The 25,495-nt window shown below is 52.9% G+C and carries 21 protein-coding genes and 1 tRNA gene; 5 read left to right on the top strand and 17 right to left on the bottom strand.

What is annotated here, in order from left to right; genetic code table 11:
* Positions 1–188 precede the first annotated feature (188 nt).
* From R3F07_15990 to R3F07_15960, 7 genes are all read right to left on the bottom strand, one after another.
* Positions 189–911 (bottom strand): NIPSNAP family protein, encoded by a 723-nt coding sequence (locus R3F07_15990; protein ID MEZ5277882.1) that lies wholly within the window; start codon positions 909–911, stop codon positions 189–191.
* Positions 912–1,067: 156 nt separating this feature from the next.
* Complete coding sequence (locus tag R3F07_15985; GenBank protein ID MEZ5277881.1) at positions 1,068–1,601, bottom strand: ester cyclase; 534 nt, start codon at positions 1,599–1,601, stop codon at positions 1,068–1,070.
* Positions 1,602–2,245: 644 nt separating this feature from the next.
* Positions 2,246–2,908: a hypothetical protein gene (locus R3F07_15980; GenBank protein MEZ5277880.1), complete on the bottom strand. Its 663-nt coding sequence runs from the start codon at positions 2,906–2,908 to the stop codon at positions 2,246–2,248.
* A 685-nt stretch (positions 2,909–3,593) separates the two neighbouring features.
* The gene (locus R3F07_15975) at positions 3,594–4,013 is read right to left on the bottom strand and encodes a nuclear transport factor 2 family protein (GenBank protein ID MEZ5277879.1); all 420 of its coding nucleotides are present in this window, start codon (positions 4,011–4,013) and stop codon (positions 3,594–3,596) included.
* A 197-nt stretch (positions 4,014–4,210) separates the two neighbouring features.
* Positions 4,211–5,221 (bottom strand): NAD(P)-dependent alcohol dehydrogenase, encoded by a 1,011-nt coding sequence (locus R3F07_15970; GenBank protein ID MEZ5277878.1) that lies wholly within the window; start codon positions 5,219–5,221, stop codon positions 4,211–4,213.
* Positions 5,222–5,416: 195 nt separating this feature from the next.
* Positions 5,417–5,914 (bottom strand): hypothetical protein, encoded by a 498-nt coding sequence (locus tag R3F07_15965; GenBank protein ID MEZ5277877.1) that lies wholly within the window; start codon positions 5,912–5,914, stop codon positions 5,417–5,419.
* 606 nt (positions 5,915–6,520) lie between these two features.
* Positions 6,521–7,672: a Fic family protein gene (locus R3F07_15960; GenBank protein MEZ5277876.1), complete on the bottom strand. Its 1,152-nt coding sequence runs from the start codon at positions 7,670–7,672 to the stop codon at positions 6,521–6,523.
* A 1,298-nt stretch (positions 7,673–8,970) separates the two neighbouring features.
* Between R3F07_15960 and R3F07_15955 the strand changes: the two genes are divergently transcribed.
* The gene (locus R3F07_15955; protein ID MEZ5277875.1) at positions 8,971–10,743 is read left to right on the top strand and encodes a M3 family oligoendopeptidase; all 1,773 of its coding nucleotides are present in this window, start codon (positions 8,971–8,973) and stop codon (positions 10,741–10,743) included.
* Positions 10,744–11,287: 544 nt separating this feature from the next.
* Here R3F07_15955 and R3F07_15950 read toward each other — a convergent pair.
* Positions 11,288–12,349: a radical SAM protein gene (locus R3F07_15950; GenBank protein MEZ5277874.1), complete on the bottom strand. Its 1,062-nt coding sequence runs from the start codon at positions 12,347–12,349 to the stop codon at positions 11,288–11,290.
* 357 nt (positions 12,350–12,706) lie between these two features.
* On the opposite strand from R3F07_15950, the gene R3F07_15945 reads away from it, so the two are divergent.
* Positions 12,707–12,889: a hypothetical protein gene (locus tag R3F07_15945; protein MEZ5277873.1), complete on the top strand. Its 183-nt coding sequence runs from the start codon at positions 12,707–12,709 to the stop codon at positions 12,887–12,889.
* 255 nt (positions 12,890–13,144) lie between these two features.
* Here R3F07_15945 and R3F07_15940 read toward each other — a convergent pair whose 3' ends face one another.
* From R3F07_15940 to R3F07_15920, 5 genes are all read right to left on the bottom strand, one after another.
* On the bottom strand, positions 13,145–14,191 hold the full coding sequence (locus tag R3F07_15940; protein MEZ5277872.1) for a hypothetical protein: 1,047 nt from the start codon (positions 14,189–14,191) through the stop codon (positions 13,145–13,147).
* A gap of 322 nt (positions 14,192–14,513) precedes the next feature.
* On the bottom strand, positions 14,514–15,998 hold the full coding sequence (locus R3F07_15935) for an SMEK domain-containing protein (GenBank protein ID MEZ5277871.1): 1,485 nt from the start codon (positions 15,996–15,998) through the stop codon (positions 14,514–14,516).
* Between the two features lie 64 nt (positions 15,999–16,062).
* Positions 16,063–17,598: an SAP domain-containing protein gene (locus tag R3F07_15930; GenBank protein ID MEZ5277870.1), complete on the bottom strand. Its 1,536-nt coding sequence runs from the start codon at positions 17,596–17,598 to the stop codon at positions 16,063–16,065.
* Between the two features lie 151 nt (positions 17,599–17,749).
* Positions 17,750–18,829 (bottom strand): AAA family ATPase, encoded by a 1,080-nt coding sequence (locus R3F07_15925; GenBank protein ID MEZ5277869.1) that lies wholly within the window; start codon positions 18,827–18,829, stop codon positions 17,750–17,752.
* A complete protein-coding gene (locus R3F07_15920) occupies positions 18,826–19,821 on the bottom strand; it encodes a hypothetical protein (protein MEZ5277868.1) in 996 nt (331 codons plus the stop codon). The genes R3F07_15925 and R3F07_15920 overlap by 4 nt, the downstream gene beginning before the upstream one ends.
* Positions 19,822–20,171: 350 nt before the next feature.
* Here R3F07_15920 and R3F07_15915 point away from each other — a divergent pair, with 350 nt between their 5' ends.
* The gene (locus tag R3F07_15915; GenBank protein MEZ5277867.1) at positions 20,172–20,603 is read left to right on the top strand and encodes a hypothetical protein; all 432 of its coding nucleotides are present in this window, start codon (positions 20,172–20,174) and stop codon (positions 20,601–20,603) included.
* Between the two features lie 233 nt (positions 20,604–20,836).
* Here R3F07_15915 and R3F07_15910 read toward each other — a convergent pair whose 3' ends face one another.
* The gene (locus R3F07_15910) at positions 20,837–21,919 is read right to left on the bottom strand and encodes a tyrosine-type recombinase/integrase (GenBank protein ID MEZ5277866.1); all 1,083 of its coding nucleotides are present in this window, start codon (positions 21,917–21,919) and stop codon (positions 20,837–20,839) included.
* 89 nt (positions 21,920–22,008) lie between these two features.
* Here R3F07_15910 and R3F07_15905 point away from each other — a divergent pair.
* A tRNA-Arg gene (locus R3F07_15905) sits at positions 22,009–22,083 on the top strand.
* 308 nt (positions 22,084–22,391) lie between these two features.
* Here R3F07_15905 and R3F07_15900 read toward each other — a convergent pair.
* Both R3F07_15900 and R3F07_15895 read right to left on the bottom strand, forming a co-directional pair.
* On the bottom strand, positions 22,392–22,838 hold the full coding sequence (locus R3F07_15900; GenBank protein MEZ5277865.1) for a hypothetical protein: 447 nt from the start codon (positions 22,836–22,838) through the stop codon (positions 22,392–22,394).
* 2 nt (positions 22,839–22,840) lie between these two features.
* On the bottom strand, positions 22,841–23,212 hold the full coding sequence (locus R3F07_15895) for a DUF2089 domain-containing protein (protein MEZ5277864.1): 372 nt from the start codon (positions 23,210–23,212) through the stop codon (positions 22,841–22,843).
* A gap of 239 nt (positions 23,213–23,451) precedes the next feature.
* Between R3F07_15895 and R3F07_15890 the strand changes: the two genes are divergently transcribed.
* Positions 23,452–24,156 (top strand): SGNH/GDSL hydrolase family protein, encoded by a 705-nt coding sequence (locus R3F07_15890; protein ID MEZ5277863.1) that lies wholly within the window; start codon positions 23,452–23,454, stop codon positions 24,154–24,156.
* A 346-nt stretch (positions 24,157–24,502) separates the two neighbouring features.
* Here the strand turns inward: R3F07_15890 and R3F07_15885 are convergent, their stop codons facing one another.
* A complete protein-coding gene (locus R3F07_15885) occupies positions 24,503–25,438 on the bottom strand; it encodes a transposase (GenBank protein MEZ5277862.1) in 936 nt (311 codons plus the stop codon).
* Positions 25,439–25,495: the final 57 nt, after the last annotated feature.

Here is a 25,495-nt window from a genome sequence, read left to right as displayed (position 1 = left end):
CTTGTTGGTCCGCTTGGCCGGTAGCCGTCCTGAGTGCACCCGGCATGGGTGTCTTCTCGAACATGGAAGAGTCTTCTTTCGGAGAATCAAACATGAGCAACAAGAAGATCGTGAAACGGGGGTCATGATCAACAGTCGAAATCCGCCGGGAAGATGGACTATGGAACAGTGACCCCTTTCAGAGGGCTCTACTGCAGCGGCGAAAAGGGCAACGGCTCAAGGAAGACAGTCTTCACTCCACCGTCGACCAGGAGCTTTCCGTTGGCCTCGGAGGCGTTCCGGGCCGTGACCCAGTCGGGGTCCTGGCGGAAGGCATCGAAGGAGGCCTTGGCGGCGTCCACGCTGTCATGGGCAAGCAGATACACGAGCGTGCGCCCGGCCCCTTTGTCTTCATCCGTCGGGTGCGTGTAGAGGACGTTGGTCATGCCGTGCTTCGAAAACAGCTTCATCGTGTGATCGCGGAAACGGGCGTCGAGGTCGTCGAGCTTGCCCTCATTGCAGGTGTAGGTGCGGAGCTCATAGACGTGGCTGGCACTCAGGGCGGGAATCTCCGCGGGCGAGTAGTCCGTGGCGGCGAGGAAGGTCGACTCCCACGCATTGATGACATTCTCGGGCCAACCGCTCGCCACTTGGGCGGCGATCCACTCCGGATCAGCCCGAAACGCCTTCCAGGAAGCGGCGGCAGCCTCCCGGCTGGCATGCTTCAGGATGTAAACGAACCTGTCCCCGTTCTTCTGTTCCACCGGGACAAAGTAGCCAACACCGACCACGCCGTATTTTGCAAAAAGAGCGCGGGCAATCGGACTCAGGGCGATGACATCGGGCAACTTGCCAGGAAGCGCCGTATAGCTTCTCAGCTCGTAAACAGGGCCGTCGTCGGCGACGAAGGCATCAGTGGCAACAGAACACATGAGCAACAGGGATAGCCGGAGTTATCTTGAGCAATGGAGGAGGAGCACGGCGAAGTTGAGGCGGCGTTCAGTTTTCAGTTTCTCCCCGCTTCATGGACTGAAGATAGAGGCAGAGGTGACCCCTTCAGGAGCCCGCCGGTTTCCTTCTCTTCAGTTCTACTCTCTTGGGATAATCCCAAGTTGCTGCAGAAATTCGAGATTGTCGAAAAAGTCCTGCTCACGGTCGATCCTGCCGTCCTTCATCCTCACCAGGGTCACACCTTCAAGGATGACCGGATTCCCGGTGGCCGGAATGCCAAAGAAATCCCCTGTATGGATTCCCTTGAACGTCCAATGTTTGACTATCTTGTCGCCCTGCCCGAAAGCGTCATCGACGGTGAACTCGATGTCTGAGAAGCCTGTCAGAAAGTTCTGGTAGTATTCCTTGAAGGCCTCGATCCCGACAATGTTCTCCGGGCTGGCGACCAAGGTGATACCTGGGGTGAAATGATCCTCATCGATGAGGTCGATTCTCCCCTCGTTGAGGATCTGGTCCCAGGTAGTCACATACATGGCCAGGTCTTCATGGAACTGCAGGTCTGCCGCCAGAAGCGCCTCGGAGTCTGCTGAATCCTTGCAGGTGCAGCCCGTCATGAAGAGGGAGAGGGCTCCGGTGCTGAGCGCGAGAAGTAGGGGTAGGGGTGGTTTCATTTTCTGTCTTCCGTTGAGCAGGTTTTTGTGAAAGGGGTCAATCGTAAAAGGGTCAAATTGACACGTCCAGACTTCATGGTCTGATGGGTCCATACCGCGGACCTTGAGAATCGAGTGACCCCTTCCTTGACGCCTGAGGGCACTCGCTATGCCTGCCGCGAGAATGAGAACGGCCATGCGGCGGAGATTTCCAACCCCCCTGGCGGCGCTCGAAGATCTGGCCGGAGGTCCCTGGCCGAGTTTCCGGCTCAATATCCAAGCGGATGATACCGATCCCGGCGAAGGCACCGCTCAATTGAATTGGAAGCCGGATTGGCGCTCTTCTGAAAACATCGCAGGGAGTGGCGCATTTTTCCCAAAGTAGCGGATCCCATTCGCTTGAAGCGTCCGGTTCGGTCCGCGAAGATCGGTCGATCAGAATATCAGTAGAGTCAGAAAGAGCGGAACTCAATATTTCGCGTTGACGGCCCCTTGCGGGTTTTATTTCGCTCCCTTTTTCCCCGGAGTCACCCGCGTATCCGACCATGGTGGGCCGACTCAGCAGAGTGGCAGCATTCTGTTGCGGATGAAGCGTTCCAGATCCTCGGCAGAGAAGTGCCCTCCGTGGTCGGGTTTCAGTTCGCAGTCGCGAAGCAACCCGGCGGTTATCTCTGCTGACGCATACGGCACCTCGTGGTCTTCCCGGCTATGCCGCATGGTGACCGGGACCTCGATGCTCGACAGCGAAAACCCCCAGTCCTGTCCACGTAGAAGAGGTCCAGTGCCGGACCGAAGCAATTGTTCCTCATGGAGTCGCGGACGTCTTTGGCCACCGTGGTGTCTTCCGACACACCCGGGAAGAACAGCTCATGGGCCAGTTGCTGCAATTCCGGTAGTGTGCGGTCGCCGTCGAGAGGATACGGCCAGATGGCCCGGACCTCTTCGTTGTAGAGTGCGGGCGTGCCGCTGAAGATGAAGAGATTCCTTGTTCTGGACCGGAGGCCGTTCGCGATGGCATATCCGTAGGGAGCGCCTGATGACATGGCAAGAATGTCGAAGTGCTTCATAGAGAGCGCAGTGACAAGGAACTCGGTCACCGCAGCCCACTCAGCAATGTTGCGAAGGGCAAATGCAGTCGAGCTTCCGTATCCGGGACGGGCCACACAAAGAAGTCTCAAGCCGGCGTCAACCAGAGGTTGGAACAGGTGGCCGTCCTCGATGCTGGCGATCAAGCCATGCTGGATAATTACAGGGAATCCGCTCGGCCTGCCGTACTCGGTGAAAGAGACAGCGTTTCCCTTGTAGCGGACATTTTTCATGGTTCCCATCCGCGATGCAAAATCGTAATCTCCGTGACAGCTATGCCACATCGTAGGGTGGAAGCGGCCGTTGATCAATGCTGTGGAAAGCCGATTCGGTGAACCCGCCGGAGGACCGTCCGGGTTGAGCTGCGCACCAGATTCGTCTGTTTCAAAAGGGCTATTGGCGTAGGTTTTTACGGCTCACCTATCCTTGAACCCGTCAGTCCGAGAAAGATATGACTTCGTGGGCCCGGGTCTCAACGTTGCGTATCAACCTTCTCTGTCGCGATTCTACCTCTGCGTATTGACCCCTTTTCGGTCCTCCTTGCGTGGCGCGTAGCGCCGCCCCGGGGTTGACGCATCGCCCGGGGACGTCGGGTTTCCGGATAGAATCCTCCTCCGGTAGGGGCCGGTGAACGGAAGCGGCATCCGGCACGGCTGGATTGCAGGTCACCTGTCAGCCTGCGTGATGCCGCAAGTCTTGCAACTGACGGCCGGATTCCTGGTGATCCCGTTCGAATCCGAGGTCCGGCCGAAGGGGGGCAGGACGCTTTTTGTCTATGAATCACGGTCCCGGGCAGGACAGCCTTCAGAATGGAAGACATCGCCGGCTCGATGGCAGGGGCGGCCTTGGGTCCAGGGATGGGCTCCGGCTCACTTTCGACGAGTCAAGGGGATCGCTCCGTTCTCGGGAGACCGCCGCTCACACCAGTCACTCTGGCGGTGACGAATGGGTAAAGGTCTCCGAGATCACCCGCCATTTTCCTTCTTTTCTGACCGCAACGTAGGTGAATTTCGTCAGACGATCGAGGGTGCTGTCGATTACCAGGGCCGTGTCTCCATGCAGCCGGATTTCGTCCTGGGTCACCTCGAAGGGCTCGATCTCACTCGTCATGATCCAGTCGATATAGGCGGATCGGTCGATGGTTTTGCCCGATGGGAACGTGGCGAGGAATTGTTCGTCCAGGATCTGCTCCAGCGCAGCCGGATCGCGGTTAACCTCAGCGTCGATCCAGACTTTGTCCAACGCAATGAGTTCCGCCTTGTAAGCGGAAATGGCGGGGGCCTCGGCAAGGGCGAACGATCCTCCAGCAATCGCTGCCAGTAAGGTGATGATTGGTCGCAGGTTCATGTCTTGGGTGCGGTGGAAGTCATTGGGTCTGGGTTGTATGATCGGGCATTTGGAGTTTCATCCGTAGCCTCCAGGAACCGGCGCTGCCTGTCGATCCAGGACAATTCTGCGCGAAGGGCCCGCAAGGAAACGACCCCGTTGCCGTTTTCGATTGGCCGTGCTCTTTCGATTCGCATGCAAGGTTCCCCTCCCGGACATCATTGGACGGCAATCACGACCTTCCCGAAGTGTGCGCCGCTCTTCATGTGTTCGTAGGCGGCCCGGGCGTCGGCGAAATCGAATACGCGGTCCATGACGGGTTTGATCCGCGTGGCCTCGAGAAAGCGGATGAACTGATCAAAGGCTTCCCGCGAGCCGACGTAAATGCCGCTCATGGTGGCATTCTTGGCGACGAGCGGGAACAGCGTGGTGGGCGCGGCGTCGAAACCGGTCAGCACACCGATTTGTCCGACGTGACCACCGGCGGCAACGCAGGCGAGCGACTGGCCCAGCGTTTGTGGTCCGCCAACTTCCAGCACATGGTCCACGCCGCGCTTTGCGGTGAGGCGGTGGATTTCCTTTTCCCAATCGGGATGGGTCCGGTAGTTCACCGTCGCCCACGCTCCGAGCGTGGCGGCGCGTTTGAGTTTTTCGTCGCTGGAGGAGGTGATGATGGCGCGTCCACCGGCAGCGACAACGATCTGCAGTCCCCAGATTGAAACGCCGCCTGTTCCAAGAAGCAGCGCAGTGTCACCCGGCTGAAATTGTCCCCTTGTCATCAGCGCTGTCCACGCAGTCAACCCGGCGCACGGCAGACACGCCCCTTCCTCGTAGCTGTAGTCGATGGGCAGCCGGACCAGACCGTGCTGTGGAAGAACCGCCACCTCGCGCAGCACGCCGTCCACCGAACCGCCCAGCGCCGCCTGGTGATAGCTCATCGAGAAACGACCGCCCTGCCAGTCGCGGAAAAAGGTCCCGGCCACCCGGTCGCCGACTCTCCATTGGGTGACGCCCGCGCCGACAGCCGCGACTTCGCCCGCGCCGTCGGACAGGGGCACGCGGCCGGGCGTGAACCGTTCCTGCTCATTTGCCACAATCAGGTCGCGGTAGTTCAGGCTCGCTGCCCGCAGCCGCACCAACACCTCGCCCGGGCCGGGCGAGGGCTCAGGGCATTCGACGAGCTGAAGGTTTTGCCAGCCGGGTTGCCGGCCGAGTTGCCATTGCTTCATAGGATTCAGGAAAAGGGCCAATCGTCATAAGTCGATGCTCTCCTGCCGAGATCGCCGAAACGCCGGCGCAGGCAGCATCGCAATCGGCATGCCTCCCCGGGCAATCTTCCGGCGGAGCATTTCGAAGGCACGCCAAGTGGTGACCTCCGCGTCAAAGCTGAGTGGCTCGCGTCCTGTTGGATCGCCTTCAGATTCTCAAAAGTCCCTACCAAGGTAGACGGGGGCTGATTGCATGACGGCTGCGGCTTGCTGACCGTTCGGATTGAGCATGACTGGATCATTGTCGATCACCACGCCGCCCGATCGGGTATAGGAAGCCCGGTCTGATATCTTGCGATATCCGATGGCATTGTAGTAACTGACCAGAGGCGCTCCGCAGTTGAGCATGAAGGGCAGGGGAATGGCTGCCTGCAGTGCAGCAATGACCTCATGGCCCAATTTCCTGCCGCGGAATTGCGGATCAACACACACCAGACCGAGGATAGCCGTCTCGCGTTGACATCCTTGCAGAGCTATTCGCCGAAGGGAGACGGCAGCATAAGCAGCGATCCGTGAGCCGACCCTGTGGATGGCCCTGAGGTCGGCGGGTGGACCGGCTGTGAACGCCATGCCACCGAAACAGATCCTGAACAGAGCATCCAGTTCGGGGATGTCATCTGCGGAGAGTTCAGGGGCTCTGAGTATTTCCGGCATAGGCCTTTATCCTGCCCACCGATGTTCAAAACGGAGAGGGCCTGGTTGGACCCGATCAGTTGGCCCGGAGAGAGTCAGACAGTTTCCGCCGGTTGATGTTGGCTTTCTGGAAGGCCCGGGCGACGGGAGACCGGAGGAAGACCGGAACCGGGGCATTCTGCAGGGTGGTTTCTTGCAGACTGCGTCGGGCTCTGCAAGCCCGCGCAGGGAACAAAGGGGGCGGCCCTTGGTTTTGATTACCCTGATGAGCGGGACCGTGTTTTCCTGTCCGGGCTTGAGTCGTTATCTGGCTGAAGACGTTCCGCCGTGTCTATTGGCCAATCCGGATCTTGACCCAAGATCCGGATTGGCCCGAAATGTCCGCTACGCCCGCAAGAGGCAGGGTCCCCATAGTTCAATGGATAGAACCGCGGTTTCCTAAACTGGTGCTGCCCAATCGGCCTGAGCCATCCCGAGGAGTCAGCCATAGTCCTTAGTTCAGTATCCGCGACTCCGCGACCAAAAACGGGCCTCTCACATTCCCCGGAGTCACCTGGAGTTTTGCTATAGGGTGACACTCATGATTACACTCTAGCGTCGGCACGAAATAATCTCGTGCTAGATCTATCAGTCCTTTCGCACGGGCTCGTTTAGGGCATCCATAATCTGCTTAGCGAGGTAGGTCTTCCCCCACTGCCGGCCTGATGTCTCGACAAGGTACCCGATTGATTCGAGCTTCTTTATGGCTTTCGTAGCTGTAGGAACGGTCACTCCCATGGCCTTGGCGGCGCGTTGGTTTGTGGTAAATGGGTTGACGAACAGTTGATCGACAAGCAGCGAGGCTTCGGGGACTTCCTGCCTCAAGTTTTCGCGCATTTCGAGAAGTCTTTTGGCGCGGGTCGATGAATCGATTGAAGTGTCCCTTACGCCTACCAGAAAGTATCTGATCCAGTCGATCCAAGCGCCTTCTGTGCTGACCCTAAGCAGTTGATCGTAGTATGCCGTGCGATTCCGCTCGAAGAAGTCCGACAGATACAACAATGGTTGACTCAACCGACCTCGCTCGACCAAGAACAAGGTAATGAGCAACCGTCCGACTCGTCCGTTTCCGTCAAGAAAAGGGTGAAGCGCTTCAAACTGTTGATGCATAATCGCACATTGGACCAGCACTGGTAAAGTGTCGCGATCGTGCAGGTAGCTTTCCCAGTTGTTCAGCAGCGTGTCCATTTCATCTGCCGGTGGTGGAACGTAACGGGCCGAAGCAGGTGTGCTTCCTGGGGCGCCAATCCAGTTCTGATCCCGCCTGAATTGTCCAGGGGTCGCCGTGTCACCTCTGACGTTTTGCATCAGTTTTTCATGCAACTCCCTGACCATACGTAGTGACAAAGGAAGCTCGGGTAGGCGTTTTAGGCCATACTCCAATGCGAGGACGTAATTGCGAACTTCGCGCAAATCTGTGTTCTTGTCGTCCGGTTTGGGATTTTCATCACTGGCCTCCGCTTCGAGTAGCTGTTCGAAACTCGTTTGGGTTCCTTCGATTCTTGAGGAGAGAACCGCTTCTCGGCGAATCAAGGGGGCGATAAGCAGGTGTGGATTTGGCAAGATTCGCCCCAGTCCCGATAACTCAGCAAGTGCGGTATCAGCCTCTGAGAGCCGCATCACGGTTTCGGCGTCGAAGCTAAGGTTTGGGGGCAATTGGGCTGGTACAAATGCCAGAAATCCGCGGATTGTCTGCACAGCCTTTCCAGCAGCTGTTTCTTTCAGGTCTGTGGCTTTCATTCAGATTCGTACGACAGAAAAATCATCTGCTTTTAGTTTCTCCGACAATTTCAAAAAAATCACCTGATTTTTTTAATTTGTGAAAAAGAAAAACAAATTAGTACAAAATTGCGACGACTATTTAAAAATAAAGCCTGTTTTTTTTAGGTTTGTTTAGGTCTGGGCTCGCATTTTAGAGCAAGTTGGCTACGAATTCATCAAAGTTGGGGACTGCTCGTAACTGCGTAACTATCGAATGACCAAATGGTTCGAAGCTGAACTAGCCATGAATTCCTTTGCTAGGCTCACAGGCTGCAATTCTGGGCGGCGGAAAGGGGTCAATACGCAAAAGTAAAACGCTGACCCTATTTAGTGCTCTCGCGTGTTGCCAGACGGTTCGCCAAGCCCGCATCGAGAGTCGTCACTCCGTCTTGAAGAAGTGGTTGAGGAGTGGTTGCGCATGGGTGTTGCTAGGGGACTGAGGAGCAACTGCGTGATCTTCCGGAATGGGCGTGGAGTGCACTGCCTCACGACAATCAGGAGAGTGACTTTACCTCTCCGTATTGACCCAATTTCACCTGCCGGGTCCTTTGGATGCTTTCGGACGCCTTTCTAGGTGCCCGATCGAACTTGGCCAGACTAACAATTGCGATGTCCAGCTTTCGGGGGACAGGTTATCCGATGGCTTCTTTGTGCGCGGCTTCAGGAACCTTCGTGACGATTGGAAGGACGGCATAGAGGGGCCGGCCCCAGGATTTTGGCATACAGCGGGTTTGGATCGGATCGTCTACAGATGTTGGTTCACTGTCTGAAGCCCAAACGGACCCGACCGTCGTTCGGTTGAGAAGCCACCGACCCCAACCTTGACTGAAGACCCGGGATTCCCCAGAAATGCCCCTTCCTCTTGGATGGCAGGGTCCCCATAGTTCAATGGATAGAACCGCGGTTTCCTAATTTGGACCAGCTGTTTTTCCGGAATGTTCCTGAGTCTACCTGAGTTCGCTGCGGTATGTCGATCAACGATTTGCTGGGAATCTGTTATTTCTGGAATCATCCTGAATTGTCCCAAATTTCTCGGCTGGGTTACTCTGTCGGTTACACTCTGGAAGCAACGACGCCGATTCCGCTCGAAGTAGATCGTCGAATCCAAACGAATTTTTCGCGGCAATTAGTTCCTGAATACCAATCGAAAACCGATAGCAGTCCTAAGGTCCGGATTCTGACTTCCAAACCGAATCAATCTGAGAGGATTCTGATGCAAGATGGGGATCGGTTTTCGGAAGGTTCTCAATCTCAGTAGATGCGAACGGTGGGACAGAATGATCTTCCGCTTCTCTCGAATTCTTGACAGCCTAGACTACATGAGTCTGTTGCCGTTTGGGAAACTGGATCCGTTCAAGCCCAGAGAATTCGTTCCCAGCGACGTTGACCTGGGTCAATGGTCACAGATCGAACCGTTATTCGACCAACTGGAACAGCGCCTCAGTGACGCCAGCGACGTGGCCGCACTGGAACAGTGGATTCTCGACACGGGCGAACTGTCCGCGGCATTGGCTCAGGAATCGACTATTCGCTACATCGCGATGAGTTGCCACACGGACGATACAGATGCCGAGAAAGCCTATCTGCACTTCCTAGTTGAAATCGAGCCACAGCTGAAGTCGCGGCAATTCCGGCTCCAAAAGGCATTTCTTAATCACCCGAGCCGAAGCGAATTACCGCGGAAGCGATACTTCGTCTATGATCGCGATATTGTTCAATCGGTGGAACTATTTCGAGAAGAGAATGTGCCGCTGGAAACAGAGGAGTCAAAACAGAGTCAACAGTATCAGAAGAATCTGAGCGCTCTTACGGTTGAGTTTCGGGGTGAGGAAAGAACAGTGATGCAAATGGCTCGCTTTCTAGAGGAACCGGATCGGGTGGTTCGACAGGAGGCTTGGGAGTTGACAGCAAAACGTTCCTTGCAAGAGAAGGAAGAATTCGAGGACATATTCGACAACCTGATTCGGCTACGGCAGGAAATTGCGGCGAACGCAGGGTTTCGCAATTTCCGCGATTACGCCTTTAAATTGCGTCGACGCTTCGACTACACGCCTGAAGATTGCGAAGCGTTTCACGATGCGGTAGAAGGTGAATTCGTTCCACTGTTGAAGGATTTGCAGGCGAAGCGGAAGGAGCAATTGGGCCTAGAAACAATGCGCCCTTGGGACATGTCCGTTGATCCGTTGAATCAGGTGCCGTTGCGACCGTTTGAGACTGTCAACGAATTGCTCGATGGCGCTCAGAAGATATTCGATAAGGTCGATGAAGAGCTAGGGGAATATTTCCGGCTGATGCGTGAGAGAAAAACGCTGGACCTCGAAAGTCGGAAACGGAAGAGGCCGGGTGGCTATCAATCAACCTTGAGCGAGGCGCGTATGCCGTTCATCTTCATGAACGCAGTCGGGATGCAGCGTGACGTGAGCACGCTATTGCACGAAGCCGGTCACGCCTTTCACGTCCTGGCCGCCCGTGGCGAGGACATTTACAAATATAGGCAAGTACCGATCGAATTCTGTGAGGTTGCTTCAATGGCAATGGAACTTCTCGGCGGCGATTACCTTGATGCATTTTACGGGGAGGCCGATGCAAAACGCGCGCAGATCAGAAATCTTCAGTCCATAGTCGCGATATTACCTGTAGTTGCTAGGATCGATGCGTTTCAGCATTGGGTCTATACACACAAGAATCACACGCAGAAACAACGCGGCAATGCGTGGATCCGTATCGCAAAACGATTTGGCGGCGATGTTTCTTGGGATGGCTGCGAAGGTGTGAGGCGGTTTGCTTGGCATCGTATGTTGCACATATTTTCCTATCCGTTTTACGGTGTGGAATACGGAATCGCACAACTCGGCGCTATGCAGGTGTGGGCGAATTCAAGGAAAGATCGTGTCGACGCAGTGGGGCGGTATCGCGACGCTTTAGCACTAGGTGGTTCACGTCCGTTGCCCGAACTGTTCGAAGCAGCAGGATGTAAGTTTGACTTCTCAGCGGATACCGTTCGGCCGCTCGTACAGATGCTCCGCGACGAATTGGCGGCTCTGGAGTAGGGGTTCGATAGGCGATCAGTTGCGGAGTTTCATTCCGACGGATAGGTATTTGCCATTTGGTGAATGGCCTCTTTCTGAGCACCCTCGTCGGTGAGTTGAACTGGACGTATCCGTGAACTCTCCCTTTAGGTGGTTCTTCCATCCCTTCACCAGAATTCTCGCTCTTGACCCGAGACGGCGGATGATTCGAAATGTCCTTTCGTTCAGCCCAAATCGGAAGTCCCCATAGTTCAATGGATAGAACCGCGGTTTCCTAATTTGAACCAGCTGTCTTTCCGGAATATTCCTGAGTTTACCCAAGTTCGTTGCGTTATGTCGATCAACGATTTGCTGGGAATCTGTTACTTCTGGAATCATCCTGAATTAGCCCAAATTTCTCGGTTGGGTTACTCTCCGGGTTACTTAGTACGACCGACGACCTTTCTTGAAAGTACGAATTCCGCCACCACAAAATGAATCCGAAACAATGAGGCTTGAGGCGCTCCCCCAAAAATGGACCGGGGCGATCGCCAAATCAGATAGTCAGAAGCAAGGCAATTCACGCTCAACTATTGCAACAATTCTCAGGACAAAGGTTCATTTCCGGAAAAAGAGGACACCCGGAGAGGCAGAGTTTCGGTGTCGAGCAAGTCGAACATCCAGATCCCCTGTGCTTACTACGGAATTCTACAAGAGATCTGTGTTGCCGCCAGATATCCGCCATGGAGCTATTTCTAAGCGAAACTCCCTTGTTCTGTGTCTCAACCATAAAAGAACATGGGTAGACCTCCAGCGTCTCAGAAATGAATAACGAAAATCGACCGGCATCGCAGCCTTCTAGGCACACTTCGGGAGATTTTCCAAGCCGTGCTAGACCCGTAATACAGCAAGTATCAAAACCTATCCTAAACGGATAGCGCTTGCTGGTCGCCGACTCAAAGAACTCCGAAAGCTTTGGGCTCCGATTCAAAAGCAAGTTCGTATCTGGATTTCTACCGATAGGTTTGTAGTTAAGGAAGACAATCGCATTCGCTTTCTCTAAAAATTCAGGCGGGTCTTGCAGCCATTCGATCGCTGTATCAATCGACTTACTCGTCAGCAAAAAGTGGATATTCGTGCTAATCCCATGCTCCGTCAGCAAGGACACAGCTTCCGAAGTCTCCGTGTATGGAGGGTATGCACTCACGGCTACGGCTCCACAATAATCCGCGGTGCTTTGAACGACGCTTCCAGAGAGACCGCGTCCGTTTGTCGTATAATTCGGGACAATTCCAAACTCCACTCGAGATAGCCTCAGGAACTCCTCAAAATCGGGGTGCTGATTGGGATTCCCTCCTCCAAGTGCTATCTGGAAGACGTGCAGTTCTCTAGCTTGCCTGAGAATCTCATAGAAGTCGGACAACGCCATGTGAGTTCCTAGTCGATCAGACTTGCGGTAACAAAATGAGCAGCCTTTGTCGCACCAATTAGTGATCGCAATATCCAAGAGCTCAGGCCCGTGGTGAGACCAGAAAGGTTCTTCCGTGTTAGCGTCTTCAATCCGGGCAAAAAAGCCGGAATTCGGATTGAATACAGCAGTGTACTTTTGGCTGGCAAAACGTTTTACGATAAAGCGGGCCGAATCCATTACCAAATGCAATTTAACGCGTTAATATAGACTTTATCACTCTCAGCTTCAAATGAGTCTGTACAAAAGAACATCTGTACCGAATCCGACTCGCTATCTAGGAATCCATAGTATGCCTTAAGGCCTCGTCGTTGGGCGTCCTTAAGCTTCTCAATCATCCAAGAAGACATTCCTTCCGGCCGGTGCGAGAACCACTTGTCCACAGGAGCATTGGGGTCTACATGGGCAAAGTCTACATTGGAACATATCCCCTCAAGTAAATCCTCAAACAACCTAAGGAAGAGGTCGACAAGAGGTGAGGCTTTGTCGACGCCCATAAGTGAAAGAAAATCTGAGGGATTGAGATCATCCTGGGAAATGATCAAGAAAGAGGTGGAAGAACTGTTTGTGACGAAGCCTGCCCGAATTTTCATTTCGATTCCTCCGGAAATATCCTTTTTAGGAGTTCAAAGCCAAATTCCTCTTCGAGATAGCATTGATATGGATAAAAGAAGTAGATTCGGTATTCCTTCGCGAAAAACCTATCTGCTTGAAGAATAGACTCTTCCGGAAATGTATATCGATTCTGTAGGAACTCGACAAACGTTCTATACTCTACGGAGTAGTATCGGAGAAAATCATATCGCAAGTCGAGAGCCATCCGGAAAATTCCGTCGTGTAATGAGGTCACGAGAGCTCCCGCATAGGAACCCGCGCTGACTTTGGCCCGTGAGAGCATCTCAGCAATCTCAACAGGTCCACTCAGGCAAACGAGATACGGGCGCCGCTGCGATTCGTCGCTACCAAGCGGTATAATCATATCTGATCAACTTTCTTACGACCGATTCGAGAGAGAAAACGTTTGATCTCGCGACGGGTAGTTGATTCCTCAGATCGAAGCCGATGTTCTTCTTCGCGGGCTCGTTCGATCAGTGGACAATCGGATTCAAGTTCGGGTGCCACGACAGAAAACAATCTCCAAAGATATGGCTGTAACTCACTAAAAGGATAGGACAAAGCGCCCTCGAGTAATGCAAGCCCAAACTCTCGATGGTTTTCTAGGATACTGCGGTAAACCAAACCTGCATCGCTATTCAGATCTTCTCCGCCGCCGCAAGGCAGAAGGAGAACCAGAAACTTAAAAAGGTATTCACTAGCTGAGGAGGCAGAGGGGTCGAAATCGGGAAGGATAGAATCAGAAATGAAATGACAAAATGCTTTGACGCTTGAACCATCATTAATATGCGCCTTCTCGATAAAAGTTTCTAGTAGCAAATAGGAGTAGAAGCTCGGAGGTGAGGAAGTAACGAAGTCGATCAAGAGTCCTAAGCCAAGCGTTGGATAGACTCTGGAATTCCATCTAACCGCTAATCTGCGTGCTACCTCCTGCGATTCCTTTTCAAGTGCGCTGAGTAGATCTGTCACACGCGTTTTGTCGTCATCAAGTAGTAACGACGTATCAACATTAAACACTTCAACACTGTAGACATCGGCGTACCAGGGTTCATGTTGATAGTATTGGTAAAATTCGTGATTATTAGCCTTACGAGAAGCGTAAAAAAGAAACCTCTTTATACCCTCGAGGATTTGTGAATCTTTGGGCTGGCATAGCTGCACAAAAGCTTGAAAATCAGAGGCGTTCTTCTTCCAGGACTTTCGGACAAGATACTGAGCAATCAGGAAGTCCCGAAACTCATCAAACGTAAAGTTCAACGAGCCGTCTGAGTCTGGAAAGACCTCGTTTTGGTCAGGTATATCTCGCCTGAGGATTATCTCTTCATCCAACAATACAAAGAGAGCGTCTCGCTTCTCCGCTGGGACAGTTGAGAAAGGAATATCTACGAAGCTTCCGGTTTGTATCATCGAGCCGACGATCTGTTCTAAAACAGCGCGTAACTCTGCGCTTGATCCGCGGGGATCAATTCTTTTGGTAATCTTCTCAAGATAGGGGCCTGCGGCTTTGAGCTTCCGTTCAAGATAAATTTCAAAAATCTCTTCACGGTAAATATTCGAAATCCTTGGTTGGGAATAGTCCTTCTCTTTGTCTCTCGCTCCGTAGGCCTCACAGAAAAACCGGAGAAGGAGTACGTCACCTCTCAGTGAATCTTTCGCGTGCTGGGAGACGCGATCTTCGATAACTGAGAAGTAGCGAAAGTAACCGGAGATCAGTTTTTCAAAGAAGTCTTCATCCTGTTGGCGTTCGCTTGCTCAAGTAAAAGACTCTCTCGGCGGTCGGAGTCTCTGTGAGGCGCTCAAAACGCTGGCGAAAGAACTCTGATCGACAGGTAAGCAACAGCCTGAAAGCAGGATAGTCGGATATCGTATCTATGAAATATTCAAGTTGCTCTGCGAATTCGGTCAATCGGTGATGTTCGTTCAGTCCATCGATAACGATTACAAAGGGCTTGTTGATCTTAATCGCATAGCTGTTTACGATACTTGCCCAATCCGAGAATGATTTCGCGGCACTACCAAAGGTGATTTGCGTCAACTCGCTTGAGATACCCTTCTCTGAGGTGGCGCCGATTCTCCGACCGCTAAGGTATGCGCAGGGAATATCGTGAGGTATCAGAAAGTTCTGGATGAAGTCGCAGACGAAGTTTGTCTTTCCTTGTCCTGCCCGTCCGGTTAGTATGAACACTTTCTTTTCTATGACGGAAAGTTCAACAAGCAACTCCCTAAGATTATATACCCAACTACTGCCGGTGTTCTGTAGATTGAAGATATTTTGTTCGTAGAAATTGCGGCAGCGGTCTTCAATAGGAAATATATCAGGAGCATTGTACTTAATTTTCTTGTACTTCTCAAAGAGCTCTAGGAGGTCGCGAAGCTCCTTCGAGAGAGTTTTGGCCGCCAATTCGACTCCATCAATCGAAGAGAGGTTTTCAAATTCGCCGAAATCGGGAAGCTGTATTTCTGGGAGACCAGATTTTCGAGCGAGTTCCTGGGTGTGAAAGATATTTTGTCTTCGAAATGAATCGAGGGTTCGGTGAAAGAAGAGAGTGGGATGGGTGAAATGGCGGGCAATTTCCTTTACAGCGGGCGTATCGACAAAGATGTCCGGGATATACTTCCGGGTTGCTATTTCATATCTAAGTTGGCGATTGGCAGAGCTTTCAAGTCGAGCTCTTATATCGATATGATTTTCTCCGAAAATGCTTTGATTGAAGATCTCTTGGATTTGTGAGATTTCGGAGGGGAGTAGAGCTGCGATATTGGCGTAAAGTGTGGATGGAGTAAGGACATCGGTTTCCGGATGAAATTGAAACTTTCCACTAATTAATCGTGCCCAATTCTTTCTGGAGGTACCATTGTATTTGGGGTCTGGGTTTGAAAGAACGAGAAACACTAAACGGCTCCACCGCTTGTGATAGTTACAATCAATAAATCCCTCAATGGTGCTAGTCACTTTCTTTGCTGTTCGCTCGGTTGTGACTTGGATAGCGACCCTTTCCTGATCGTCGGCTAGATCCACGTGTGGGAAGTTCGTTGACTCTTGATTGAGATTACGAAGACTAGGAGAGTGTAGTACGATCCTCAAAATAGGGAGGAATAGGTCTTCGAGTAGGCGGTTCTTTGAATAGAAACCCGCCGTGTTGTCGGCTTCTATTTGGTGTTTAAGGGTGCCGATTGCTCTATTGATTTTTTCGAGCGCCTCGGGTGTGGTCATTCTAGTCAATGTCTACGGCTGTTTTGAAGCTATTATTTGAGTCGGAAGAGGCAGATTGTGCTACCTAGAATGCGGCAATGAGTTCGGAGTTTAGGTAACCCGGCTGTATTAGATAGCCCAGTGGGAATGGTTCGTCTGAAGAAGAACCGAATTTCTGCTCCCATCTCTCGGCGATGCTCTTTAGTTCGCTTGCCTTGATAAGCGTGATAGTGACACCGGATTCTACAGTGAATTGCATCGCAAGCAGGCTTGATTCAGGGGTGAAATCTGGACCAATTACCCAGAAGCCAGCCACGGGTCGCTCGGAGGATTTTATGTATCCTTCAAACTGCTTCAGGTGATCTTTTAGGTGAACTGGGGTCTCTTTCGATTTGTTGTCCCAGCAGATGATCTTGTCTTGATAGGACAGCATGCCGTCCGGATGAGCGGACCCGATAAGTTCTAGAGGTTTGTGATGCAATCGCTTTTCGAACAAGAAATCCGTCGCGTCCTCGAAGTGGGATTCGCATTCCAAGTCTTTTTCAATCAATTGCTGTCCGCGAAGGAATGTTAGGTCACGAGCTGCGAAACGTTCGAAATGCTCGTACCAAAGCGCTCGTTCGTCGTCGATTGAATCGTCTTTCTGCAGAAGGTTATCGTAGAAATGGATGATTCGTTCTATCATTTCCGGCTTCGTCCCTGAAACCGCGAGATTTAGTTCGGAACACCATTTCTTGAGGTCTGAAATGTCTAGCCCGTCTCGAGGTGAGGTACCTCCGAGAAGCTTGCTTGGCGGAACTTGCCCGATTATGACTTTTTGTAGCTCTTCAAGGGTGAGGTTCTTTTCTGTATCGATCTCACACTTCGTGAGAATGTCTCGACAGTATTTCTTTGAGCGAACGAATTTGTAGGCAAGCATCTCACTGTATCCGTGCCTCTTGATTTGGATTCCCAGAATGCTCCGAAGAACTTCAGCGATCTCTTCGGGGATAAGGTCGAAATCGGTTCCGTCTGTGTTGCGAATCGAAAAGAGAATCCCTTTTGTCTGGAGCAGACGCCTTGTTTCTTCGATTTCTGATCGCGTGTGAAGTTGGTTCCCTTCCTTTGGAAACTTGCCAAGCTTTGCCTCAAGGATTCGGTATTCTCCCTCGGTTATTTTGAGGCGTGATCGAACCTTTTCTAGAAGGTTTTTTTCATCTATCGAAATCGAAGCGTTATTCTCCCAAGCGGTTTCTACCAGGAACTTGAAGAGTTCAAGCGAGTTTGAACGCTGACTGGTCTTTTGAATCAGGTCTTCGTTTGATCGATCAACGATCGACTGTTCATAGCTGATTATTGAGTCCTCGGTTTCCTTTTTGGGCGCTAGGAAATTGTCTTCGTTAAGCAGGACTTCCTTTAGGATAAGGCGTGAGAGTATTCGGTGTTGCCGGTCCTGGTGAAAGAAGAGACTGTCGAGAGCCGACTGAACATTTGTCGCGAAGTAGTACTGTGGTGCAGTCTTCAGAAGAGCTTTTCGGACGTCATCATCCGACAAGTTTCGATAATCGATCACATAAGCGCTCGAAATTCGTTTCAGTTCAGTGATGGTTCCGATACTTTCGACGGCCTTGGCGATTTTCATGGGGCTTCCTGTTCAAGTTTGTGAATAGCGATCAAGAACCTATCGGTCAATAGCTTATGCCGTTTAGGGGACGTTTTGAAGGGCCTCGTCAGATCGGAGCGACTCATTTTCCGAGTCCTAGTTCCCGTAGGGGGGCTCGGACTCGGAAAAATCAAGGCTGCCTCAGGCAGATGAAATCGCCGACTTTCTCGAGATGATTGGCGAATTTCCCATCGATCCGTAGGGCTTCGTAGGCAACGGAATTTGAACATCCGGTAAGTTCCATGAGCTTTGGAACAGCTTTGCTTTTCCTCATATTCTTTGTCGGACCATCGAAGATCGCTCTAATGTCCGATAGGCTTACCATGGCCCTCCCTTTTCGTTCGTGCTGCTGCTCGAACTCTTGCCAGTCGAAGTTGGGGCACGGTTCAAAGAGGCCGTTCTTTCTGTGCCATGCCGATCGGGGAGCCATCTCGCCGTCGTTATTCTTGGAGTTGATGAAGATAACCCGATCGTCTTGCGGATCGTCGTAGGCAGCGAAAAGGTTGAAAACTGAGCGTGAGTGCGAAGTTAGGACATAGGACCCTGCGACCTCGTGCATGGAGCTTCTGCCCTGTGGAATCAAATCGCCGCTCTTTGGCTTTCGTGTGTGGGCTATGATCAGGATGGCGGGGCTTCTGTCACTGTTTCCGATCACGAACCTGAGTTGGTTGATGGTCTCTCTGAAATCCTTTGACTTGTCGTCGGAAACGGTCGCCGTCCATGGATCAATTACGATCAAATCTGGGCAGAACTCTTCTTTCATTTCTCTGACGGCCAGAATGAATCCGGGCTCGAAAAAGTTGAGAGAGCCTTCAGGGGGCGGCGAAATGCGGATAAATTCGTTGAGGCCGGGAATCCCGATCGCCTCGAGTTCCTTCTTCAGGCGGAAAGGTCCGTTCTCGCTTTGGATGATTGCCGTTCGGAAGCGCTGATGAACGTTGAGGTCGAACCATGATTTGCCTGTAGCTCCTGCTATGGCCAGAGCTATGGCTGCTCGGCTCTTACCCACCCCTGGGGCTCCCGCGAGGACTGAGATTGCACCTTTGACGATGTGATGATCGCCAACCATGAGTGAACCTTCAGGTGGCACGTAGGCAAGGATCTCGCTTGGTTTGCGGAACTCGATAGGCGGCAATGAAACCTTGGTTTCGATTTCAGGTTCGGAGGTGGCCATTTCCCGGGCGAAACCGATTATTTCCGATATCTTCATTCGAAGATCCTCCTGATTGTCGGGTTTGGGTTCAGATAAATGAGGCGCTGGCGATTGTCGCCTTTTCCTCCGATCTCTCGATGGACTCCCGGTAGTCGGCTCAAACGGCTGGGGTTTTTGTTTGAAGTATCTAGCCCGTATGGGGCCAATACTTTGAAAATCAGGTTTGCCTGTTTTCGGAAATCGTTTCGGTCCTTTGCAGCTATTCGAACCCAAGCATGAAAGGACTTTCCTCCACTGGAGATTATCGCGGAAATTGGAAGCCTTAAACGAGCGACGAATGGGAGTTGATCGGAAAGCGGTATTTCGTCGAATTCAACAAGCAGATATCGAAAGGAAGTCACGTTTTCGTCGGAGACGCCTCTCCCGTCCATAGGGTTTGGCCTAATCCAAACCCCCGCTTTGCCGTTCGGGAGCTTTCCGTTCCGTATTCGCGAGAGCCATTCCCCTCTTGTTAACGTTTCCCCGTATCCCAAAGGGGTCGCTTTTCCATTTTCAAATCGGCACTGGGAAACGATATTTACCATTTCCCCTTGCTTGAATAGGTTCGAAATCAAGAGGAAAGCATCGCCTTTGTATGAATCCAGTGGCCGGATTGGAGAAATCTCCCAGAGGTCAGCTTCCTCGATGTATTTGCCTTCCAAATAGCGATGAATGGCACAAACGGGATTGATTCGGGGTTTCGCGTCTCTCGAAGGTGAGGGACGCCTCTGGTTTGGCGGCAATATCGCGATTCGACCTAAAGGACGAAAGCCGTTTGCTGGATTGGTACCGATCTTCGCTCTGGCCCATTTGATGATTGAGAGGATTTCGGAATCACTGACACCCGAGTCGTAATTTGGTCGAAGCATGGTGAATATCTGGTCGTCACCGAAACCGCAGGAGACAAGTGAGGACGAAATCTCGATTATTTGTTGGTGCCTGGCACCCGATGAGGCCGGATTATCCAGTTTCTCGAGTGTCTTCTTTGGGATCCATCGATGGTTGTTCATAGCTTGATCTCCTTAGACGTATCGCGAAGAAAGCGCTCGAGTTCCCATACGGGGAAGAGAGGACGACGGGTGGCGCGAGAAGGCTTCAGGAGCCCTCGCTTGACGAGCCGATCAATGCTGATCGGGCTGATGCCGAGAATACCTGCGGCTTCATGACGGGAAAGAGCGAGACGGCGTCGCTCTGGATGATAGTGGTTATCTGGAGTATTTCTCATACTCCTCCAGTTTGACAGAGATCGCTTCAGCGCACTCAGGGACATTTTCGGCTGCCGAAAATGTCCTCCCTCTTTGGCATGCTATGTCTCCTTGTAGGAAAGCCCCAAGCGATTACAAAACCGCCGAAATGAATCTTGATCCCCAACGATCTCGCTTTCGCCAATCGAATCAAAGGCGGCTTTGCACCTCTCGTATGCCCTAGAGATATTGCTCATGGCTTCAAATTCTGGCCACCTAAGCCAAAGGTAAATCCGCAAGGGGAGTTTTCCGGAAGGTCCGACTCTGTGCCTGGTATGCTCGATCTCATCGAAGGATTCCGTGAAATCGAGCCCGATGGCGAATCCATGAAAGAATGGGGATCTGTGTTCTCCTGCTTGAAAGGCGGCTATAACAGTCTGTTTTGTCTTTTTCTTTACGTGATCCGGAATCTTTGGGGCTACTCGGAGAGCGTCGCAGAGCCTGATTCGAGCGAGGTCTGGAATCCCGGAGGTTCGTATGACCCTGCCAGTTTTGGTGTGATTGGCGTCTCTCAAAAGCGAATCAATCGGTTGGTCACTGAGCCATAGGCAAAAACCAGTGATCAATCCCTTCATGAAGGCATTGGGATCTGCACTTGCTCGCTTCAACCAGATCTTTGGGGCGATCTTTTTTGCGAGAAAAGCTCCGTTTGAGCGCACCCAAAGCGGGTATTGATCGTCACCGATTTCGCCGTCGAGGTATGTCGCGAGTTCGATCAAGCGAATTTCAAGGAGGTCCTGAGTTGTCAGGGGAGTTTGGTATTCGCTTTTCGAGGACATCATTATGCGCTGAACGTCATTCGCTGAGCCATTTCGTTCGAATGGTGATCACGGAGGTGCCCGTAGGTCTTTGCTACGAGAAGCCCGCCATCTTTGTGGCCGACCCATGAGGCAATCGTCTTGAAGTCGATCCCCAGTTCAATCGCATTGCTTACGAAGAAATGCCTCAACGTGTGGTGCGTGAAGCGGGGAATCCCGGCTTTCTTGCAGGCACTTGCGAGTGCCTTGATGGCTGTTCCGATCTGCACAATGGATTGATCGGACTTTGGAGCGTCTTCTTCACGGACCTTCTCGAGGAACGTTCGAAGAGTCGGAAATAGCGGGACTACCCGTTCTTCGTGGTTCTTGGTGCCTGTCACGCCCCCAGTCACGACGAATCGCCCGTTCTCAAAGTCAATGTCTCGCCATCGCATCGAGGTTGCTTCTGTCAATCGCATACCCGAATAGGCCAGGAGCTCTACGAGGTCGGCCGCATCGACGAAACGTGGTCCCGAAATGCGGAGCGTCTTCACGAGAAGGCTGAATTGCTCCTTTGTGGGAATCCAGACTGCCGACTTGGGAAGCTTTCGGCGTTTCAGGACCAAGGCGGGGTTCTCCAGGACCAAGCCATCGCGTTTGGCATAATCCAGAACAGAGATGATCGATTCCCGCTCGTTGTTGAATGTGGATGCAGCAATGCCAGGGCTTCTCTCAGATTCCCAGCGGTCGAAGATCTCCGGAGATAGCTGTTTGATCGTCAGGGTTCCGATGTAGGGGCGAAGCTGGTTGATGCTGTTCTGGCGACGTTGGAAGGATTTCGGCTTCAATCGTGGCTTGAGGGTTTCAAGCCATCGGTTGGCGAGTTCATCGAAACTCACGCTTGCCGCATCGGGTCGCTTCGAGAGAGCTCCGATCTTCAGCTTGAGATCGGCCAAGCGTCGCTTTGCGAGGGCTGGATCTGTCGTCTTAAGAGACCGACGAACCTGCTTGCCTGCATGCTTAAGCAATGCGTAATAACCTTTTGTTGTTCGTCGACGGTAGAGGCACTCTCCAACCTTCACGAATGGCGACGAGTTTTCATCCTGTTCGTTGAGTGATTTAGCCATGGGAAGTTGGCTAGGTTACTCTCACAGGTGACTCTCGGAGTCAATCTTGGAGATCTGAGAACTCTTAAATGGCTGAACATGACTTATTTGTCCCCATAGTTCAATGGATAGAACCGCGGTTTCCTAAACCGTTAATCCGAGTTCGAATCTCGGTGGGGGCACCATCAATCCGCCAAGCGGATTGATACGCCTCGCCAGCAAAACGTGAAACGTTCTTGCGAGAGAGTGCCCACCAAGCTCCAAACTGGGATTGGCAATCCGAGTGTAAGGCCTTCTCTCCCGCAGTGCGGGATCGTGAACAAATCTCGGTGGGGGCACCATCAATCCGCCAAGCGGATTGATACGCCTCGCCAGCAAAACGCTTGGCGTTTTTGTGAGAGAGAGCCCACCGATCTGAAAACCCGGATTGCCAATCCAGGTGTCAGGCTGGAAGAACCCGGCTGGCTAGAGGCAAATCGATGCCGGTTCCGGGTTACTCGCAGTAGATCCGGACGGTGTCCTTGTCTCCCTTGATGTCGATATTGGCATCGCACAGGCACGCGAGAACCTCGTCCAGGTCCCGTCCCTTGATATTGTCCAGATCAATATCGATACCCTGCTCGCTGAGCTTCTCGTTCATCCTGGCTTTGGCCTTTTCGGGCATGATCGAGCTCAGCTTGATGCCTGCCTTGACCAGCCCCAACGGAATCCGCACATCGATCTTGTCTCCGGATCCTGTCCCTCCGTTGGACCCGCCGGAATCCACTTTCACGCAAAGATACCTGGGCTTCCGCCGAATGCTTCCAGCTTCAACAGAGGCCTCGGAGGCCGGTTCCACCGGAGTGGATTCGTCCAAGGCCTTCAGGAGTCGTTCGGCCTCGTCCACCGTCACCTTGCCCTGGGCGAGCATTTCCAGGATTCGCTTCTTTTCGTCATTCATCTTCAGTTTCCTTTCTTCAACAGTTCGACCGCCTGGTCGGCGGTGATTTCACCTTTTTCAAGCTGATCGAGAATCTCCAACCGGGTGGACCTGGGCGCGATGTCGACAAACTCGAGGCGGCCGCCGATGGCATTCAACCGGTTCTTTATCGTGGGGTAGCTGACCCCGAAATACTTCTCCATTTGTTTGATCGATCCGTGGCAGCGCACGAATGCCGTGACGAAGGCCTGGTCGTCTTCGGACAATCTCGCCAGGGGTGGCAACTCAAAGGGGCCTTCGATCACAATGCCCGATTCGGAAAGCCGAATCCGGTCCACCACGAAGGGCATGTCTCGGGCGACCGTCTTGAGTTCGTTCCAACTTTTTGCGTTCATATTTAATATAGTAATAATAATGCATCCAAAACTCAATAAAATCAATCAGAAACGGGACAAATCTGATTATAATACTATTCGGCGAGATTTTCGAAGCCACAATCCGTTCCCGATGACGTCGTCGAGCGCCGCGTTGGGTGGCGACAGTCCGACTGTCTGCCCGGGGTTTGTGCGGGACCGTGAAGGTTTCCAGTTGCCCGGAGTCTTCCGATCGTTTGAAGAGTAGGTGGCTTTTCCCCATGCGTCCCACCCTCCTTTTCACGATCCTCATGGCGGTCTCTTTCTCTTCTCTTTCCTCCGGCACGGAGGGTCGGCCGGCCCCGGGCTCGTCTGCGGATTTCGGCGACTCCAGTCCGGCCTTTGCGCCGGTGGAGGAATCCGCCGGGTTGCCCCGTGTCCTCCTGATCGGGGATTCCATTTCGGTCGGCTACACCATCGGGGTGCGGGAACTCCTGATGGGGAAGGCCAATGTCCACCGCATTCCGGAAAACGGCGGACCCACCTCAAGGGGAGTCGCGAACATCGAGGCCTGGCTCGGGGACGGTCATTGGGATGTCATCCACTTCAATTGGGGGCTGCACGACATCAAGTACATGGAGGACGGAAAGCGTCAGGTGTCTGAGGATGATTACGCAGCCAATCTGCGCTTACTGGTCAAGCGGATGAAGGAGACCGGAGCCACCCTGATCTGGTGCAGCACCACTCCGGTTCCGGCCGGCGATCTGAACCCACGGCGCCAGACCGCGGATGTGCCCCTCTACAATGCGATTGCCCGTGAAATCATGGAAGAGGAGGGCATCGCCATCGATGATCTTTACGCCTTCGTCCTGCCCCGGGAGAAGGACCTCCAGATCCCGGTCAATGTTCACTTCACCGAAATCGGTTCGGCCGCTCTGGCGGAAGAAGTCGCCACCTGCATCAAAAGGTACTTGGGTGAGGGTTGATCAAGGGGTCAGGCCGCTCTTTCCATATGATTTTCCTGAAGGGCGGTCCGCTCAATGCACGATCGATAGCCGGCGGATCTTGCGGCGGTGGAGCAATTCATCGATGAAAAGCGGCCTGACCCGAATGACACCAAGTTAAGGGGTATTCAGGAGGGATCACGAAATGTAGCCGCGGCAGTCTCTTGCCGCGTATCCACGTTGACACGCCCGAAGAGACTGGGTTCGGCAGGCTCACCACAGGTGGGGCGACTACACCAGACAAATACACCAACAAGAAATGCCAGTTCTGAGCCAATGAAACTGCTTATCTTGGTGCCATTCCAGCCCTGCCCCTCTGCTCGCTTATTTATCTCTGGATCGCGGCCCGGGAGTTGGACAGGTAACACCGCAAGGTGCTTGGCTGGCCGATCTTCAGTTGCTTGGCCAACCAGATCAGAGACGCACCGGATTCGCGTCGCACGTTCTCGGCGATGTCGATCTTCCATGCCGTCTTCAGAGGTTTTGTCTCCAGATCAGCTGAGGACCTGCCGGCCTTCTTCATTGCGGAATCGAAACTGACCCGCCAGGCGGCCTCGCGGAGATCCCTGGCTTCCTTGCGCTCAAGACCCGACGAAAGGGCAACCTCGGTGTATTCCGCAGCAAGCGCCTTCCGCCAGGCATCCGTCCCGATGGCCCATCCTCGTGACAGGCCGGTCAGCCCTTCGGAATCCCACCGTGCCTTGTCCTTTGCGGTTTCAACGAGATGCCGCTCATAGGCGGCCCAGCCTTCGGTGTCGTCGCGCCACTCGGCTCTGGTTTTGAGCCAGGGATCCGGGTCCATCGCGGCCTCCCGTGGGCCCTTCATGAAGGCCCGCAGGCTGCTCCAGCGGTAGGCCTTGAGCTGTTCAGGCGCGATGATTCCGGACCTCACCGGATTCAGATGGATATAGTCGACGACCCGACTCAGGGCCGAAGCATCTTCCACGACCAGCGACTTGTAGCGGCCCTGAAAAAGGTGACCATTTTCTCCCCGCAATCGGTTGAATCGAGTGGCCAGAGTGCTCTGGAGCCAATGCATCCCCTCGACCAGGGTCGGCTCGGGAGTCTGCATCGCGAGGTGGAAATGATTGGGCATGAGGACATAAGCATGGATCCTCCAGCCGTACTGGCCACATGTCTCGAAGAGCGTCTTGAGGAAGGATTCAGCGGCGCCGACTGTTTCGAACAGATCACGCCGGTAATTACCGCGGTTGAGGACATGGTAAATCGCCCCGGGATATTCGATCCGCAGCTTTCTGGCCATGAACCGAAAGTGCCATTGGAGGGAGATCGGTCGCAATCAATTTGTAGAGAAAAAGCG

Source organism: Opitutaceae bacterium, from assembly GCA_041395105.1.
Classification (GTDB): domain Bacteria; phylum Verrucomicrobiota; class Verrucomicrobiia; order Opitutales; family Opitutaceae; genus B12-G4.
This window is presented reverse-complemented; position numbering and strand designations above follow the sequence as displayed.

Coding starts and splice junctions, on each gene's coding strand:
- R3F07_15990 (MEZ5277882.1), bottom strand. CDS start 911: ATGTGTTCTGTTGCCACTGATGCCTTCGTCGCCGACGACGGCCCTGTT.
- R3F07_15985 (MEZ5277881.1), bottom strand. CDS start 1,601: ATGAAACCACCCCTACCCCTACTTCTCGCGCTCAGCACCGGAGCCCTC.
- R3F07_15980 (MEZ5277880.1), bottom strand. CDS start 2,908: ATGGGAACCATGAAAAATGTCCGCTACAAGGGAAACGCTGTCTCTTTC.
- R3F07_15975 (MEZ5277879.1), bottom strand. CDS start 4,013: ATGAACCTGCGACCAATCATCACCTTACTGGCAGCGATTGCTGGAGGA.
- R3F07_15970 (MEZ5277878.1), bottom strand. CDS start 5,221: ATGAAGCAATGGCAACTCGGCCGGCAACCCGGCTGGCAAAACCTTCAG.
- R3F07_15965 (MEZ5277877.1), bottom strand. CDS start 5,914: ATGCCGGAAATACTCAGAGCCCCTGAACTCTCCGCAGATGACATCCCC.
- R3F07_15960 (MEZ5277876.1), bottom strand. CDS start 7,672: ATGAAAGCCACAGACCTGAAAGAAACAGCTGCTGGAAAGGCTGTGCAG.
- R3F07_15955 (MEZ5277875.1), top strand. CDS start 8,971: ATGATCTTCCGCTTCTCTCGAATTCTTGACAGCCTAGACTACATGAGT.
- R3F07_15950 (MEZ5277874.1), bottom strand. CDS start 12,349: ATGGATTCGGCCCGCTTTATCGTAAAACGTTTTGCCAGCCAAAAGTAC.
- R3F07_15945 (MEZ5277873.1), top strand. CDS start 12,707: ATGATCAAGAAAGAGGTGGAAGAACTGTTTGTGACGAAGCCTGCCCGA.
- R3F07_15940 (MEZ5277872.1), bottom strand. CDS start 14,191: ATGATACAAACCGGAAGCTTCGTAGATATTCCTTTCTCAACTGTCCCA.
- R3F07_15935 (MEZ5277871.1), bottom strand. CDS start 15,998: ATGACCACACCCGAGGCGCTCGAAAAAATCAATAGAGCAATCGGCACC.
- R3F07_15930 (MEZ5277870.1), bottom strand. CDS start 17,598: ATGAAAATCGCCAAGGCCGTCGAAAGTATCGGAACCATCACTGAACTG.
- R3F07_15925 (MEZ5277869.1), bottom strand. CDS start 18,829: ATGAAGATATCGGAAATAATCGGTTTCGCCCGGGAAATGGCCACCTCC.
- R3F07_15920 (MEZ5277868.1), bottom strand. CDS start 19,821: ATGAACAACCATCGATGGATCCCAAAGAAGACACTCGAGAAACTGGAT.
- R3F07_15910 (MEZ5277866.1), bottom strand. CDS start 21,919: ATGGCTAAATCACTCAACGAACAGGATGAAAACTCGTCGCCATTCGTG.
- R3F07_15900 (MEZ5277865.1), bottom strand. CDS start 22,838: ATGAATGACGAAAAGAAGCGAATCCTGGAAATGCTCGCCCAGGGCAAG.
- R3F07_15895 (MEZ5277864.1), bottom strand. CDS start 23,212: ATGAACGCAAAAAGTTGGAACGAACTCAAGACGGTCGCCCGAGACATG.
- R3F07_15890 (MEZ5277863.1), top strand. CDS start 23,452: ATGCGTCCCACCCTCCTTTTCACGATCCTCATGGCGGTCTCTTTCTCT.
- R3F07_15885 (MEZ5277862.1), bottom strand. CDS start 25,438: ATGGCCAGAAAGCTGCGGATCGAATATCCCGGGGCGATTTACCATGTC.